This window comes from Citricoccus alkalitolerans, assembly GCF_039528175.1.
In the GTDB taxonomy this organism is placed as follows: domain Bacteria; phylum Actinomycetota; class Actinomycetes; order Actinomycetales; family Micrococcaceae; genus Citricoccus; species Citricoccus alkalitolerans.
Genome location: NZ_BAAALH010000002.1, coordinates 727,643 through 742,749 on the forward strand (window position 1 = coordinate 727,643; position 15,107 = coordinate 742,749).

Below are 15,107 nucleotides of genomic sequence, written 5' to 3' on the forward strand. Positions count from 1 at the left end.
GCGACATCTGGATGATGGGCGGTGGGGGGCTGGCCGCCCAGTTCCTTGCCGCTGGCGCGCTGGACCGGATCGCCATCACCCTGGCGCCGGTGACGCTGGCCCGCGGGAAACCGCTGTTCTCCGGCGACGTGTTCTGGGACCGGCTGCGGCTGAGGTCCGCCGAGAAGGTCGGGGAGTGGGCCCGGCTCGTCTATGACGTCACCCCGACCGAGCAGAGCAAGAGTCCGACGGCCATGCTGCCCTCCTGAGGTAGCCCGCGGGCCCGGTTGGTCACGGCAAGTACCGAAAATACTCTGCTCTGTTGTAATAGTGTGTGTCACACAGTAACGTGTGAGACGTGAACGACGAACTGGCTTCCGCCCTCGCCACCCACCGGCAGGAACTGCGGCGCGGCACCCTCGTGGTCGCCTGCCTGCTGGCCTGCCGAACTCCTCGCTACGGGTACGCCCTGCTGGAGTACCTCGCGTCCGCCGGGCTGGACGCGGAGGCCAACACGCTCTACCCGCTGCTGCGCCGGCTGGAAGGCCAAGGTCTCCTAAAGGCGCAGTGGAACACGGAGGAGCCCCGTCCACGGAAGTACTACAGCCTCACCGAGGACGGAGCCGGGATGGCGGACGAGCTCCGGGATGAATGGAAACGACTGACGGCCAGCCTGGCCACCCTCTGGAAGGAATCACCCCGATGACCGCTTTGACGCGTCGCTACATTGACCGGGTCGTCGCGCATGTACCCGAAGGGCAGCGCGAGGACATCTCCCGTGAGCTGGCCGCCCTGATCTCGGACATGCAGGAGGAGCGGCTCGCCAACGGTGCCGGTGAGGCTGCTGCGGAAAGGGATGCCCTCGAGGAACTCGGTGACCCGGCCCGGCTGGCCGCACGGTACCGCAACGCGCCGAACTACCTGATCGGCCCGGAGTTGTATCCCGTCTACGTGCGCGCGTTGCAGTGGCTGGTGCCGGTGGTCCTGTTGGTCTCCCTGATCGTCAACATCGTGGTGTATTCCGCCACGGAGGCCGAGGCCAATATCGGGGCCATGATCGGGCAGATCGTGGGGCCGCTGATCAGCGCGCTGTTCTGGATCCTGGGTTCCGTGACCCTGTTCTTCTGGGTCTTCGAACGCGTCGCCCAGCCGCGGGACAAGACCGCCGTTGCGCGGGACGGGGCCCGGCAGTGGAGCGTCGACGATCTGGGGATCGAGATGGCCCATGCACGGGAGGCTCGCTCCGAGGCCATCGGCGGCCTGGTCATGGTGGTGCTCCTGGCACTGGTGCCGCTGATTCCGACCTCGTTCCTCTACGTGGGCCACTTGAACGCCGGCGGACCGTTCGTCAACCAGGACCTGTGGAACTTCTGGCTCCCGGCCTACTACGTCCTCCTCGCCGTGGAGGCGATGCTGGGCATCTGGACGATCGCCCGCGGCCGCACCACACGGCCTCGACTGGCGGCCAGGGCTGCGCTGGATGTGGTGGCCGGCGTGTTCTTCACCGTGCTGGTCCTGACGCAGCAGGTCATTGACCCCGCAATCAACTCCGGCATCCTCCAGACCTCCGGTGCCACGGACTGGGTGGACGTGCTCTATCTGGTGGTCGTCTGGGTAGTCGTCCTCTGGGACCTGTATGTCTGCGTGAAGTATTGGCGGACCGTGGGCATGCCGGAACGCCTGGTCACGGCCTGATAACGGTGTGAGTTGAGTGCGGTGTTTCTGCGGGCTGATTTGACCCAGATGGCGGCCAGGGGCCGTTCAGCCTGCCGTAAGGTTGCGGTTTAATAACGAACCTGTACCTTTAAGTAACGGTCCGATAACCCCAGCGGATGCCGGACGGCGCCCCACTCCAGTCTGTGAAGGCCACGGAGGTGGGTGCTGTCCGGATTCGGGGACCGCCGTGTGTACACCGTCGTCAAACAAGGTATGAATCCATGAACTACCCCACCCGCCGTGATCGCCTCGCCGCCGAGCTGCAGGCCCGCCGGTCCCGTCGCCGCCGTTCCCTGACCGTCGGCGCCCTCGGCGTGACCACCGCTGCCGGCGCCCTGCTGGCTGGGGTGGCCCCCGCCTCCGCCAACGATGGCTCGCAGCAGGCATCGTCCTATCAGGACTGGAGCTACCAGGGTGAGTCGACCGGCTCGACCTCCTCCACCTACTCATCGTCCGGATCTGCCTCGGACTACTCCAGCGCCTCGGCCGGATCCTCGAGCGAGGGCGCCACCTACCAGCTGGCCTCCTACTCCTCCTCGTCCGGCTCCTTCGGGGCGGCGGCGGACTGGGCTGTGTCCACCGCCAATGACTCCTCTGTGGGCTACTCCTACGGTGGCAACGGGCCGTCCGCCTACGACTGCTCCGGATTCACCCAGAGCGCCTTCGCCCAGTCCGGCGTGGACATCCCGCGGACCTCCGGCGCGCAGTACTCCGGGGCCAGCCAGTATGTGGGGTTGGACGAGCTGCAGGTCGGTGACCTGGTGTTCTGGTCCAACAACGGATCGGCCTCCGGCGTCTACCACGTGGCCATGTATGTGGGTGATGGAAAGATCGCTCACGCCCGCAATTACACCGAGGGTGTCTCCGTCACCGACGTGGACTACAGCCCCACGAACATGATGGGCACCGCCGCCCGGTACTGATCCGGTTCCGTAGCCACTCTCATCGTGCCGGGCCACCATGATTATCATGGTGGCCCGGCACGATTGGTGTGGTTGTACCGACCTATTGCCCGCACGGCGGTCAACCGAACCGCTGACTGCGCAGCAGCTCGTCGGCTCGGCGCGCCACATCAGCCTGCTGGGTGGCCAGGGTCGTCACCAAGCGCCGCGCGTGGCGGACGCGGGCCTCCCACGCCTCACCGCGCTGCTCCCGGCGCGGCAACCGCTCCAGGGCGTCCACCTCGCGCCAGGCGGTGACCAGCGCGGACTCGTAGAGCCGTTGACCGGCCTGTTCGGCGCGTCCGCCGGTCGCCGAGTCCAGGCCCAGCACCGCGACCATATCCAACCGCGAGAGGTCCAGGCCAAGGGCCAGCTGCTCGAGGTCGGTCCGCAGCCCGGCCAGTTGGCGGCGGACGGCGGCGGTGCCCATCCGGCGCCGGCCAGCCTCGACCCCGGCCAGGCTGAGCATGATGATGGTCAGGATCCCGGTCCACGCGCTGAGGAAGACTGCCCAGAACACGGCTGCCGGACTCACTTGGTCCACGGTCAGGCGGTTGTACTCCATGGCCCGTCCCAGGTCCTCCAGCTCGTAGGCGATCCACCAGCCGATGGACACATCGGCCATGTCTCCGGTGCCGTGCACCGTGGGTTCGGTCCCGGTGAAGGCGTAGGCGCCCAGCCTGCTGCTGACGCCCACGCTGAACTCTCCGGTGAGGAAATTGTCGAACGCGTACGTGCCGTCTTCGAGGATCCACACGGGCAGGATGGCCTGGCCCAGGGCCACGTCACCCGTCCGTGCATCCAGCACCTCCGGGAACTCCACGGCCACGTCCTGCTTCACCTGGTCCTGCGCTTCCAGCAGGTCCCAGTAGTCGATGGCCATGCGATGGTCATATTCCGCGTCCGGTGCATAGTCGATGTACCGCTCTGACGGGAGGAGGGCCACGGTGACCTCGACGTCGGCCGGCAGCAGCGCGCCGTCGTCGCTGTATTCAAGGGACCATGCCATCCGCTCGCGGATGTAGTCCAGGTCCAGACTGTCCGCCTGAGTCTGCGGATCGGTCTCCCGGGGCTCCACCGGCCCGGCCAACGCCGCCGGGTCGCCGTAGACCTGCAGCCCGGCCAGGGGGCGGTCTCCGGTGAGGGTCCGACCGTACTGGATGTGACTGTCCTCGATCTGGGAGGAGGCCATGAATCCGGCCCCGAGGGAGACCAACAGCGGAAATACCCCCAGGAGCAGACCGTAAGGGACCCCGGGCGCGGCTTTGGATGCCGGTGGGGGCGCCGTTGACTGGCCATGCCCCGTTTGGCGATCGATCAGCTCCAGCACCCGCTCGGTGGCCTGCAGGGGGCCGAGGTCGGCGCCGTGACCCAGGCCCAGGGCGGAGCGCAGGCTGGTGAAGGAGTCGGTGGCCCCGGCCGTGGCGGCGGAGACACGGGCACGCGCGCGTTCGTCCACTGCCTCATTCATGGTCCGCACGTGAGTGGCGTTGGAGAAGGTCTTCGGTGAGGTCACGTGCCGGGACATCCGGAGGGCCGTGGCGCGGATGTCCTGTTCCGCGGCGTTCCACCGTTGCAGGAGCTCGCCGTGCCGGGAGACCAGCCCCGCCGCTTGTTCATCCGCGCCCTGGCCCGCAGGAGAGGCGCCGGGGGCACCCGGGGGCGCGCCGTCGTCGTGCGCTCGGTCTGGGGACGGGCCGGTCCCGATGCCGGCCGCGACCTCCTGGGCGATGGCCAACAGGCGCGCTCGGTGTGCCTCCAGGGCGCGCGCCTCGGCCGGGTAGCGGTCATGGTGCGCGAGGACCTCGTCGATGGACTGGAGCAGGGGCAGGGCAAGCCGGTCCAGGACGGACCGGGACCCGGCATGGCCGGAGCGGACCTCGGTGGCCTGGGCCAGCACGTCGGCCCGGCGTTGCAGGTCCAGGGTGTCTGCCGAGAATTGCCGGAGATCGACTTCGAGTTGCTCGGCGGTCCGAGCCTGCAGCGGCGGGGAGGCGCGATCGAGGTCCGCCATCAGGGACTGCTCCGTGCGGGCCAGATCACGGGTGAGCCTGCGGATCCGCTTCCAGTCGTTCTGCAGCCCCGCGTGCCGGGGCCGATCCCGCTGGACTCCGGCCAGCTCCACCCGCAACTGCAGGGTCTCCAGCTCGAGGACGGCCCGGGCCAGCCGCAGTTGGGCCTCACCGAAGGTCCGGTACCTCGCGCGCTCGTCACGGCGCCGGCCGATCCAGCGGTACATGACCAGGATGGCGATGAACATCGGCAACGCGGCCAGGGGAGCCCACAGCAGCGGGGTACGGATGCCCGGGTCGAACTGCAGGTCTGCAGCCGTCAGGGCAGCACCGATGATCGCGTGGGGTCCGTGGCCCAGTGTCCGGTTGTTGACGAAGGTCTCACGGATGGTGGCGGCGGTCGAGTAGTCGTCGCCGTAGTCCTCCCCCGCGAAGGCCACGCGGGTGGCGTCATGCAGCGAGAGGTCCGGATCCTCGGGGTCATCCCCGATGGAGAGCATGATGTCCGCATCACCGGTCTCGCCGTTGCTGTACTCGTCCCACTCCAGTTCGCGCTCGACCACGTGCAGGGTGAAGGGCTCGTGGCCCAGCGCGATCCCCTCGGCGGCGGCCTCCACCGATTCCTGGGTGATGCCACGGGGCAGCCCCTCGTCCACCACGAAGGTGATGGGTTCCGTGGGCTGGGCCGTGACCTGCTGGAGGCCGATGGCACCGAGCGCCACGGACACTCCGGCCAGGGACACGGCCAGAAAGGGGAAACGCAAAGGGGGCCGCCGGCGCAGCGGGCGGCCGGGGGGTCGCTGCGAGGAGCCGGGCACGGGCGCCATTCTATGGGCTCGGGCAGTCACGAGACCGTGACCGACCCGTAGGCTGCCAGCAGGTGAGTGCCCGTGTCACTGACTCATTCCCGCCCCGAGGAGCCCTCCGTGACCCACGCCCCGGCGCCCCGCACGGACGAGGACGTCCGTCCCTGCCTGCAGTCGCTTGGACTGCCGGGCCTGGTGGACCTGCACGTGCACTTCATGCCGGACGCCGTCGAGGAGAAGGTCTAAGACTTCTTCGACCGGCAGGGCGAGAACGGCGGGCTGCCGTGGCCGATTGCCTACCGCGTGGGGGCCGACGAGCGCGTCCGCCGCCTGGATGCGCTGGGCGTCACCGCCTACACCACCCTCAATTATGCGCACCGGCCGGGCATGGCCTCCCGGCTCAACGAGTTCTCCACCGCCTTTTTTCGCGGCGTCCCATCCGCGCTCCATCCACTCGACCACCTTCTACCTGGAGCCGGACGGCATGTCAGCGGGACAGCAGGTCGCGGACGCCCTGGAAGCCGGTGCCCGGGCCGTCAAGGTGCATGTCCGGGTCGGCGGGTTCTCTCCCCTGGACCCCGCCCTCACGGAGGCTTGGGCACTTCTGGAGCAGGCCGGGACCCCGGTGGTCATCCACCGTGGCAACGGACCGCACCGGGGAGCCGGCCGGTCTATGACCCGTGGCTCTTGTGGTGCGGCTCGTCACTCCGAGCGGGGGGCGGTGGGCAGGTCCCGGACGGCCGGCCCCTCCAGCAAGGCCCCGTCGGCACCGAACCGAGAGCCGTGCAGCGGGCAGTCCCAGGAGCATTCCGCATCGTTCCATCGCAGGACGCCGCCCATGTGGGGGCACACCGCCGAGACTGTCCTGGTGATGCCGTCCACGGTGGAAGCGCCCACGGGGGCGGCGCCACGCCGGCCGACGATTCCCACGCCCTCGGCCGGGGGCTCGTCCGGCAGTGCGCGTAGTTCGGCCGAGGCCCAGCCACTGGCGAACTCTTTTCCGACGGCGGCGCCGTCCTTCAGCCCGGTCAGCAGGTCGGAGGGGGTGGTGAGGCGCCGGCCGAGGGTCGCGGCCCAGGGAATCTGGCCGCCGAGCATCTCGGCGGTGATGGCCAGCGACGCGGCCACGGCGTTGGTCATGCCCCACTTGTTGTAGCCGGTGGCCAGGTAGATACTGCCCCCTCCGCGCGGCAGCGTGCCGATGAAGGGGATGAGGTTGGCCGAGCGGTAGTCCTGGGCGGACCAGGCGTGGGTGCGTTGGGCGCCGGGGAAGTGCTCCGCAGTCCAGGCCTCGAGTTCGTCCACCGCGGCCTGCGGCGAGTCCTGCCGGCCGACCACGTGACCATTGCCGCCGACCAGCAGCAGCTCCTCGTCGCCGAGCGGCGCGGTGCGCAGGGAACGGGAGGGCGCATCGGCACTGAGGTACATCCCCTGCGGCAGTCCTGCCGGCGACGCCGGGACCCGATAGGCCTGGGCGTAGGAGCGGTGGGGCCGGAGCTTGGCGAAGTAGCCGCCGCGGTCCAGGATGGGGGCGCCGGTGGCCAGTACCAGGTGGTCGGCTTGCACCTGACCGTGGGTGGTCTCCACGGTGAGCGGTGACCCGATCCCCGCCCCGGTGACGCGGACACCCTGGATCAGGGCCCCGCCGTGCTCGCGGAGCTCGGTGGCCAGGGCGTCCAGGACCTCCATCGGATGGATCTGGGCTTGGTCCTCGAGGACGATCGCGCCGGTCACGGGGAACGGCAGCTCGGTCTCGTCCGTCCACGTGACGGACAGGCCGGCGGTCTCGGCGGCCCGCTGTTCGCGCCGCAGGGCCTCGGTGCCCTGGGGGCTGATGGCGTAGGTGTAGGCCCGGCGTCTCTGAAACGGGACGCCGCGCTCCTCGAGGTACCGCAGCAACCACGACTGGCCTTCGAGGTTGCCCTCCACGTAGGCACGCAGGACCTGGTCCGACTGGTGCCGGCTGATCTGGGACAGGGTGGTGCCCTGCAACAGGGACAGCTTGGCCGTGGTGTTGCCGGTGGTTGCCGCGCCGACGGAGCGGGCCTCCAGCACGGCGACCCGCTGGCCCGCACGGGCCAAGAGCACCGCCGTGGTCAGACCGGTCAGGCCGGCACCGGCCACCACCGTGTCATAGTCGGTCCCCGGGACGAACTGTTCGGTCCCGCCGGCGGGGACGGGGTGGGTGTCCAGCCATAGTGAATGCACGGTGGTCGCCTCTCTTCTCCGATGCTCGGTACGCCACGGCGACGAGTCCGGGTAGTCGCGGACAGACGCCACGCTGCCAGCATGCCGTGTCACGCCGGACTTGGCGAGGGCCACCGTGCTGCGGCCGTGGTGCCACACTCCACCACCCGGCCGGCCGGCTTATACGAGCAGGTCTGCGAACCGTCCGATGGCCTCGAGCCCGGTGACCTCTCCGGAGAGCAGGGGCAGCTCCACCATGGGGACGTCCTGCAGTCCCTCCGCGAGCACCTGCAGGTGGCCACTCTCGGCCTCGCGCCGGCGTGCCATGAACTCGTCGGCATCCTGGGGGGAGCGCCGGTTCACCACCAGTGCGGCCGGGTCCACGCCTGTGGCCCTCAGTTGGCCGTGGAGGGCGAGCGTCTCCTGCACGGGCATGCGTTCGGCGGTCAGCACCATGACGAAGGCCGTGGTGGCGGCATCGGCCAGCAGGTGCCGCATGTCCCCGAAGAGCCGTTGACGCCGCTCCAGCACCTTGCGGATCTCTCCCTCGCGCACCTCCTGGGCACTGCGTTCGCGGCCGCGGCGACGGGGGCCGTCCAGGCCCTTCAGGGCGTCCGAGAAACGCTCGGCCTTCTTCCTTCGGCTCAGCAGCCCGTCCGTCCAGGCGGACATGAGTGTGGGCAATTCCAGTAGTCGGGCGGTGTGTCCCGTGGGCGCGGTGTCCAGGACCACCACGTCGAACCGCTCCGACGCCTCCAACACCGTGGTCGACATCTTCTCCAGCAGGGCTGCCTCCTGGGTGCCCGGCGACTGCCGTGCAAGCTCGAAGTAACGATCCACTTCCCGGTGCAGGTGTTCCGGCATCAGACCCTTCACCGTTCGACCCACCGCCGCCAAGTGCTCATGTGCCACGCGGTCGGGGTCCAGCTCCGTGCCACTCACCAGTTCGGTCCCCTCGCCCGTCCACAGCGTTACCTCGGAGTCTCCGACGGGCCGCTCCCAGAGGTGGCCGAGATTGTGCGCGGGATCGGTGGAGACCACCAGGACCCGCTGACCGGCCCGGGCCAGGGCGAGTGCGGTGGCCGAGGACAGGGTGGTCTTGCCGACGCCGCCCTTGCCCCCGAAGAACACCACCCGGCGGCCGCGGAGGATCTCTGTCAGCGTCATCATCCCGCTCCATTCCTGTTCGGCGGTCGGCGCCGCCGGCCTCGGTCCCGGGTCAGCAACAGGAGAGTGAATCGAGAGGGGACCGCTCCATACCCATCCGGCGGTGCCACTCGTGGAAGCGCTCGTACACCACCGGAAGCAGCTCGACCGTGTAGTAGGAGGCCGGGTTCGGCACGCCCAGCGCGTCCGAGAAGACCATCATCATGAACAGGTCCTCCTCGTCCCGCCGGGCCCGTGCGAACGTCGACCGGTAGGGGCCCGCATAGTAGTCCTGCAGGCCGCGCCCGACGCCGGCCAGTCGGCGGCGCCAGCCCGGCACCCCGGTCTCGGTCACAGTTTCGAGACGGAGGGGTCCAACTCGTCGTCCTCAGCCTCGGTGAGCTCCACTGGCGGATCGCGGCGCGCGCGGTTCATCGCTGCCACGGCCTCGACGATGACCCACAGGGCGCAGATCAGGATGATCACGTCCAACACGAGCAGCAGCCAGTTCTGCGTGCTGAAGAACGTGCCGAGCTGGATGATCAGCGCGTACACACTGACGATCGCCACGAAGATCAGCGGGATGAGCACCGGCCATACCGGGCGCCGCAACTGGATGAGCATGACCGCGATGATGGACAGTGTGAGGGCGGCCAGCAACTGGTTGGTGGTGCCGAACAGCGGCCAGATCACCATTCCGCCCGAACCGTCCGCGCCGGCCCCGAAGGACAGGCCCATGGTGACGGCCAGCACGACCAGGGTGGCGACCCAGATGTTGAGCTTGACGCCCATGATCTCACCGATCTCCGTGACCACGAACCGCTGCAGACGCACGCCGGTGTCCATGGTCGTGGCCGCGAAGAGCACCGCCATGGTGGCCAGGATCGTGGCGGACAGTGACGTGGGGATGCCCAACCCGGCATTGAGGATGCCGCCGCCTGCATTCACGAAGGCCTCCACGCCGCCGTCGTTGAAGGCCGCGTAGACCTCTTCCCACTGCGCCAGGGTCTGGAACCCGGCGGTGGTGGCGATGATGGTTCCCAGGGCGAGCAGCCCCTCGCCGACGGCTCCGAAATAGCCGACGAAGCGGGCGTCGGTCTCCTTGTCCAACTGTTTGGCGCTGGTACCGGAGGCGACGATCCCATGGAACCCGGAGATCGCGCCGCAGGCGATGGTCACGAACAGCAGCGGGAAGATCCCCGGGGTCCCCTCCGGGACGTTGTGGTTGATGGCCGGGGCCACCAGGGTGGGAGAGGAGATGGCGATGGCCAGGTAGAGGATTCCGAGCCCGATGAACAGCTGCAGGCCGTTGATGTAGTCGCGCGGCTGCAGCAGCATCCACACCGGCAGCAGGGAGGCCACCCCGGCGTAGAGGAACAGCACCACGATCCAGAAGGCGTTGGCGCTCATGCCGAGGATGGTCTCCGGCAGCATGACGGGGAACATGTCCCCCAAGAATATGAGGCCGTAGAGGGCCACCAGGCCCACGACCGAGACGATGGGCAGGCTCCACTTCAGCCGGTAGATCGCCTGGCCGATCAGCAGTGCCACCACGATCGCCCCCCAGGTGGGGATCACCGCGGTGGGGGTGGAGACCAGCAGGTTGGAGATCACCACGGCGAAGGCCGCGTTGACCATGAGGAGCAGCAGGAAGATGACGATCAGGAACAGGTTGCGTCCATGGCGGCCGATGTACCGGCCGGAGAGGGTCCCCACGGACCGCGCCTTGTTCCGGTTTGACGCCCACATCGCCCCGAGGTCGTGCATGCCCGCGAAGAAGATCGTCCCCAGGGTGACCCACAGGAAGGCGGGGGCCCAGCCCCAGATCACGGCTACGGCGGGTCCGACGATGGGAGCGGCACCGGCGACCGAGGTGAAGTGGTGGCCCCAGAGCACGAACTTGTTGGTGGGGACGTAGTCCACCCCGTCCTCGAAACGGTGCGCGGGGGTGGTGTACTCCGGGTCCAACCGGTACACCTTCTTGGAGAGGTACTTTGAATAGAGGAAGTAGCCGAGCAGGATCATGGCGATCCCGACTACGGCAAGCACAAGCGAATTCATAGTGACCTCATCTGCGGTGTCGGTGCGCGTGACATGGTGCGTTGCCGCACATCTTGCCACCAGGACCCATCTGGACGGAACCGTCCGGGCCATGTCGGACGAGACCAGTAACCCCCTCCATCTCCTCAGCAACGTCAGAAAGGCACCTCATGAACGATTCCACGCCGATCACCGCCCGGGAAACCATCCAACAGTGGTTGGACCACCCGGCCGGCGGGCCCGTGCTGCGCGAGCTCCTGAAGCAGTCGGGGTCCGACCCGGCCGCCCTGGGGCCAGCACTGACCCTGCCGTTGCAGCAGTTGGTGGCCCTGAGCCAGGGCCAGCTGACGCAGGAGTCCGTGGATGCCATGGTGCTCCAGGCCAATGGCGGCGTCATGCCGGACAGTGGTGAGGCCGGCGCGCCGGGTCCCGGGTCGGACCGCTTCGCCGGCCAGACCGTCGTCGTCACCGGGGCGGCCAGCGGCATCGGCCGAGCGACGGCCGAGCGGATCCTGCGGGAGGGCGGCCGCGTCATCGCCGCCGACATCTCGGAGGAGCGGTTGGGGGAGTTCTCCCGCATGGCCGCCACGGACCGGCTGGTGACCGTCACAGCGGACCTGACCCGGTCCGAGTCGGTGGACGCGGTGCTGACCGCTGCGGGCGACTCGATTGACGCGTTGGCCAACGTGGCGGGCATCAATGACGACTTCTCCGCCATCCACGAGGTCAGTGACGAGATGTGGGCCAAGGTCTTCGCCGTCAACGTGGACGGCCTGGTCCGCTTGACCCGGGCGGTCACCGAACGGATGCTCGAGGCGGGGCGGGGATCCATCGTCCACGTCACCTCCGAGGCGGGGTTGCGCGGCTCAGCCTCCGGGGTCGCCTACACGGCCTCGAAGCACGCCGTTGTCGGCATCACCAAGTCCATGGCCTTCATGTATGCCAAGGAAGGCATTCGCACCAACGCAGTGGCGCCAGGCGGGGTGGCTACCGGCATCCCGATGCAGGCGAAGATCGCCGAGTTCGGCAACTCGAAGCTGACGGAGGCCCGCGGGAACATCCCCGGGCTCGGCACCGCGGACCAGCTGGCCGCGGCCATCACCTTCCTGCTCTCGGCCGACAGCGCCAACATCAACGGCGCCGTCCTCACCTCCGATGGCGGCTGGTCAGCCGTCTGACCGCACCAGGGGCGCTTCCGGCGCCCGGACACCCACGCTGGTCATGCGAACAGCCGGTGCGTCGTGCCCGTGAAGGCAACAACACGCCGGAACCGTCGCATGACGGACGGTGGGGCGATCGGCAGGTTGGATGCCGGGATGCCGGGATGCCGCGATGAGTCAGCGCGGATACCTCACGGTTCCGGTTGCTCCGGGTCGGTCACGTCTGCCACCGTCGCGGAGAGGGCCTGGACCAACCGGTCGGCATCGACGGTCACGGCCGCACCCGGGGCTCCCGCGCCGATCGAGACCTGCACCCCCGAGAGGGCGACGTCGGCGATGACCGGCCAGGCCGTCGTCGCGCCGAAGGGCGTAATGGAACCGCGCGGGTACCCGGTGACCTCCAGGCCTCGGAGGCGGAGGGCATGGACAGGCGGTTCACGCCCAAGAACGCGCGCAACTTGGGCCAGGCGATGGTGCGTCCGCCGGGGACGAGCACGAACAGGAAGTCGTTCTCGCCGCGGCGCACCACCAGTGACTTGACCAGCCGGCTCGGATCGACGCCGCGGGCCGCAGCTGCCTCCGCCAGGGAGGAGACCGGGCCGTGCTGTGTCAGGGTGTAGCTCATCCCCGAGGCGATGACGGCCGGCAGACCTGCAGGCTGATCGGCGTCAGGCCCGGTAGAGCGGTGCTGGAGGTTCACGGCGTCAGCGTAGCGGGTCGGGCTTGGGCCGCTAGGACTCCCGCCACCGTGGTGAAGAGGCCGATGATCACCGGTCCACCCTGACGGACGGATGGTTGATGTGTCAAGCAAATGCGGGTAGTGGTGAGAAGGCGCATAGTGGGAAGGCGGCCGCGGCACGCCGCAGTCGGCCGCGCCACAGTCGGCCGCGCCACAGTCGGCCGCACCGCGGGAGATCGAGCCTGCTCAAGCGCGGTCGGTGATTCCGGTGGCTCCCGAGAGTTCGGCGCAGTGGGCGCAGCAGTACATGGTTCCGGACGCTTCGGCACCGTGCCCGAGGATGCGGCATCCGCAGTGGGCGCACGCCGGCGCCATGGTGTGGATGGCGCATTCGAAGCTGTCGAAGGTGCCCTGCCGTTCACCCATGGTGACGGTGAACGCCTTGTCGTAGTCGTTGCCGCAGGTGTCGCAGACGGCCATGACGACCTCTTTCGTAGAAGTGGGGGTGAGGTGTGCGGTACTGCCAGCGTAGGAGCGTCCGGCGCCGGCCGTACAGGTCTCCAGGGCCGTGCGGCCCGGCGCCGGTCCGGTGCAGCCCCTACTGGGCCGGCCCGGATTCGCCAGACGCGAAGGCTGACTCGGAGGTGCTCGGGATGGGTTGGCAGCACTCCGCCAGTCCGACAGGGTGGGGGCATGGCTACTTACACCACGACCAACCCGACCACCGGAATGATCGAACGAGAGTTCCCGATCCTGGACGACGCGGGGGTGGAGGATGTGCTGCACCGCGCGGATGCCGCCTTCCCTGGCTGGCGCTCGACCGCGGTCCAGGAGCGTGTCGAGATCCTGACCAGGGTGGCCGACGCCTACGCGGACCGCAAGGAGGAGCTGGGCCGGCTCATCGCCACCGAGATGGGCAAGCCGCTGCGCGAGGCCATCGGTGAGGCCGAGCTGGCCGGTGAGATCTACCGCTGGTATGCGGAGCGCGGTCCGGACCTTCTGGAGCCGGAGGTGCTGGACCCGCAGGGTGCCGAGGAATCCCTGGTCACCACGGAACCGATCGGGCCGCTCGTGGGCGTGATGCCCTGGAACTACCCCTACTATCAGGTGGCCCGGTTCGCCGCGCCGAACCTGATGGCGGGCAACACGGTCATCCTGAAGCATGCAGAGATCTGTGCCGCCTCCGCACAGGTCATGGAGGAGATCCTCCATGAGGCCGGAGTGCCTGAGGATGCGTACATCAACGTGTACGCCGGGCATGAGCAGATCGCGGCGATGATCGCCGACCCTCGCGTCCACGGGGTCTCCCTGACGGGCAGCGAGCGGGCCGGAGCCGCGGTGGCGGAGACGGCCGGGAAGAACCTCAAGAAGGCGGTGCTGGAGCTCGGCGGGTCGGACGCCTTCGTCATGCTCGAGGATGCTGATGTAGATCGGGTGGCCCGCACCGCCGCCAAGGCCCGGCTCTCCAACGCCGGGCAGGCGTGCAACTCGCCCAAGCGGATGATCGTGCTGAACTCCCAGCTCGAGGACTTCGTGGCCACCGTGACCTCGGTCTTCTCCGAGGCGACCATCGGCGACCCCTTGGAAAAGGGGGTCCGGGTCGGCCCGCTGTCCTCGGTGAAGGCACGGGACACCGTGGTGGAGCAGGTCCAGCGAGCCGTGGAGCAGGGGGCCACCCTGCACACTGGCGGTGATGCCCTCAAGGGTGACGGCGCGTTCATGCGCCCAGCGGTGCTGACCGGGATCACCCCGGAGATGGACGCCTACTCCGAGGAGATCTTCGGCCCGGTGGCCATGGTCTACGGCGTCGATTCCGAGGACGAGGCCGTCCAGTTGGCCAACGATGTGGGGTTCGGTCTCAGTGGATCGGTGTGGGGCAGCGACGTCGGCCGGGCCCAGGCGGTCGCCGATCAGCTGGCCGTGGGTATGGCCTACGTCAACGAGCACGGCACCACCCTCCCCGGGCTGCCCTTCGGCGGCGTAAAGCGCTCCGGCTTCGGCCGCGAGCTCGGCCGCTGGGGCATGGGCGAGTTCGTCAACACCCGATTGCGCCGCACGGCGAAGCCCTGACCCGGGAGCAGTGATTTTATAACTTGACCGACCGGTCGGTACAGTTATGAGGTGATTGAAGAGCAGCCGAACCGTGTCGAACACAGCGGTGTCGGTTCGGGCGGTCCTGCTCCAGAGGAGTCCACGCCGGCCCGGCGCTGGCTGTTCCTCGTCGTGATCTCCTTGGGCCTGCTGATGATCGGGCTGGACAATTCGATCCTCTACACGGCCTTGCCACGGTTGCGCGAACAGCTCCCGGCCACGGAGTCCGAGGGCCTCTGGATCGTCAATGCCTACTCCTTGATGATGGCGGGCCTCCTGCTGGGTACCGGCACGCTGGGGGATCGGATCGGGCATCGCCGAATGTTCCTGATCGGTCTGGTCGTCTTCGG

The 15,107-nt window shown here is 68.6% G+C and carries 14 protein-coding genes and 2 pseudogenes; 9 read left to right on the plus strand and 7 right to left on the minus strand.

Annotation, left to right across the window (positions count from 1 at the left end; genetic code table 11):
- From ABD134_RS09240 to ABD134_RS09255, 4 genes are all read left to right on the plus strand, one after another.
- A partial coding sequence (locus ABD134_RS09240) for a dihydrofolate reductase family protein (RefSeq protein WP_344228838.1) occupies positions 1 to 248 on the plus strand: 248 nt, incomplete at its 5' end.
- 89 nt (positions 249 to 337) lie between these two features.
- Positions 338 to 685 (plus strand): PadR family transcriptional regulator, encoded by a 348-nt coding sequence (locus tag ABD134_RS09245; RefSeq protein ID WP_344228840.1) that lies wholly within the window; start codon positions 338 to 340, stop codon positions 683 to 685.
- A complete protein-coding gene (locus ABD134_RS09250; protein ID WP_344228842.1) occupies positions 682 to 1,674 on the plus strand; it encodes an HAAS signaling domain-containing protein in 993 nt (330 codons plus the stop codon). The genes ABD134_RS09245 and ABD134_RS09250 overlap by 4 nt, the downstream gene beginning before the upstream one ends.
- Positions 1,675 to 1,916: 242 nt before the next feature.
- Positions 1,917 to 2,618, plus strand: a complete 702-nt coding sequence (locus ABD134_RS09255) for a C40 family peptidase (RefSeq protein WP_344228844.1) — start codon at positions 1,917 to 1,919, stop codon at positions 2,616 to 2,618.
- Between the two features lie 100 nt (positions 2,619 to 2,718).
- Here ABD134_RS09255 and ABD134_RS09260 read toward each other — a convergent pair whose 3' ends face one another.
- The gene (locus ABD134_RS09260; RefSeq protein ID WP_344228846.1) at positions 2,719 to 5,466 is read right to left on the minus strand and encodes a hypothetical protein; all 2,748 of its coding nucleotides are present in this window, start codon (positions 5,464 to 5,466) and stop codon (positions 2,719 to 2,721) included.
- Positions 5,467 to 5,574: 108 nt separating this feature from the next.
- On the opposite strand from ABD134_RS09260, the gene ABD134_RS09265 reads away from it, so the two are divergent.
- Positions 5,575 to 5,700: a hypothetical protein gene (locus tag ABD134_RS09265; protein ID WP_344228847.1), complete on the plus strand. Its 126-nt coding sequence runs from the start codon at positions 5,575 to 5,577 to the stop codon at positions 5,698 to 5,700.
- A 238-nt stretch (positions 5,701 to 5,938) separates the two neighbouring features.
- Positions 5,939 to 6,037, plus strand: a pseudogene (locus ABD134_RS09270) (amidohydrolase family protein); the annotation flags it as partial.
- A 119-nt stretch (positions 6,038 to 6,156) separates the two neighbouring features.
- Here ABD134_RS09270 and ABD134_RS09275 read toward each other — a convergent pair.
- The 4 genes from ABD134_RS09275 to ABD134_RS09290 form a co-directional block, all read right to left on the minus strand.
- Complete coding sequence (locus ABD134_RS09275) at positions 6,157 to 7,662, minus strand: FAD-dependent oxidoreductase (protein ID WP_344230825.1); 1,506 nt, start codon at positions 7,660 to 7,662, stop codon at positions 6,157 to 6,159.
- 159 nt (positions 7,663 to 7,821) lie between these two features.
- Positions 7,822 to 8,811, minus strand: a complete 990-nt coding sequence (locus tag ABD134_RS09280) for an ArsA family ATPase (RefSeq protein ID WP_344228849.1) — start codon at positions 8,809 to 8,811, stop codon at positions 7,822 to 7,824.
- A gap of 49 nt (positions 8,812 to 8,860) precedes the next feature.
- Entirely contained in the window at positions 8,861 to 9,142 is a 282-nt protein-coding gene (locus ABD134_RS09285; RefSeq protein ID WP_245952296.1) for a cory-CC-star protein, read from the minus strand.
- Positions 9,139 to 10,848 (minus strand): carbon starvation CstA family protein, encoded by a 1,710-nt coding sequence (locus tag ABD134_RS09290; RefSeq protein WP_344228853.1) that lies wholly within the window; start codon positions 10,846 to 10,848, stop codon positions 9,139 to 9,141. Before ABD134_RS09290 ends, ABD134_RS09285 begins: the two co-directional genes overlap by 4 nt.
- Before the next feature lie 149 nt (positions 10,849 to 10,997).
- Here ABD134_RS09290 and ABD134_RS09295 point away from each other — a divergent pair, with 149 nt between their 5' ends.
- Positions 10,998 to 12,005 (plus strand): SDR family NAD(P)-dependent oxidoreductase, encoded by a 1,008-nt coding sequence (locus ABD134_RS09295; protein ID WP_344228855.1) that lies wholly within the window; start codon positions 10,998 to 11,000, stop codon positions 12,003 to 12,005.
- A gap of 173 nt (positions 12,006 to 12,178) precedes the next feature.
- On the opposite strand, the pseudogene ABD134_RS09300 reads toward ABD134_RS09295, so the two are convergent.
- Positions 12,179 to 12,612: pseudogene (locus ABD134_RS09300) on the minus strand (aminoacyl-tRNA deacylase).
- Positions 12,613 to 12,912: 300 nt separating this feature from the next.
- Positions 12,913 to 13,146, minus strand: a complete 234-nt coding sequence (locus tag ABD134_RS09305) for a hypothetical protein (RefSeq protein ID WP_344228857.1) — start codon at positions 13,144 to 13,146, stop codon at positions 12,913 to 12,915.
- Positions 13,147 to 13,359: 213 nt separating this feature from the next.
- Here ABD134_RS09305 and ABD134_RS09310 point away from each other — a divergent pair, with 213 nt between their 5' ends.
- Together ABD134_RS09310 and ABD134_RS09315 are read left to right on the plus strand one after the other, a co-directional pair.
- On the plus strand, positions 13,360 to 14,736 hold the full coding sequence (locus ABD134_RS09310) for an NAD-dependent succinate-semialdehyde dehydrogenase (protein ID WP_344228859.1): 1,377 nt from the start codon (positions 13,360 to 13,362) through the stop codon (positions 14,734 to 14,736).
- A gap of 51 nt (positions 14,737 to 14,787) precedes the next feature.
- Positions 14,788 to 15,107 (plus strand): MFS transporter (locus ABD134_RS09315; RefSeq protein ID WP_344230827.1); only part of this gene is annotated, 320 nt, incomplete at its 3' end.

Excerpts from the sequence above, each read along its gene's own strand:
- ABD134_RS09250 (WP_344228842.1), top strand. The coding sequence starts at position 682 with ATGACCGCTTTGACGCGTCGCTACATTGACCGGGTCGTCGCGCATGTA.
- ABD134_RS09255 (WP_344228844.1), top strand. The coding sequence starts at position 1,917 with ATGAACTACCCCACCCGCCGTGATCGCCTCGCCGCCGAGCTGCAGGCC.
- ABD134_RS09280 (WP_344228849.1), bottom strand. The coding sequence starts at position 8,811 with ATGATGACGCTGACAGAGATCCTCCGCGGCCGCCGGGTGGTGTTCTTC.
- ABD134_RS09290 (WP_344228853.1), bottom strand. The coding sequence starts at position 10,848 with ATGAATTCGCTTGTGCTTGCCGTAGTCGGGATCGCCATGATCCTGCTC.
- ABD134_RS09295 (WP_344228855.1), top strand. The coding sequence starts at position 10,998 with ATGAACGATTCCACGCCGATCACCGCCCGGGAAACCATCCAACAGTGG.
- ABD134_RS09305 (WP_344228857.1), bottom strand. The coding sequence starts at position 13,146 with ATGGCCGTCTGCGACACCTGCGGCAACGACTACGACAAGGCGTTCACC.
- ABD134_RS09310 (WP_344228859.1), top strand. The coding sequence starts at position 13,360 with ATGGCTACTTACACCACGACCAACCCGACCACCGGAATGATCGAACGA.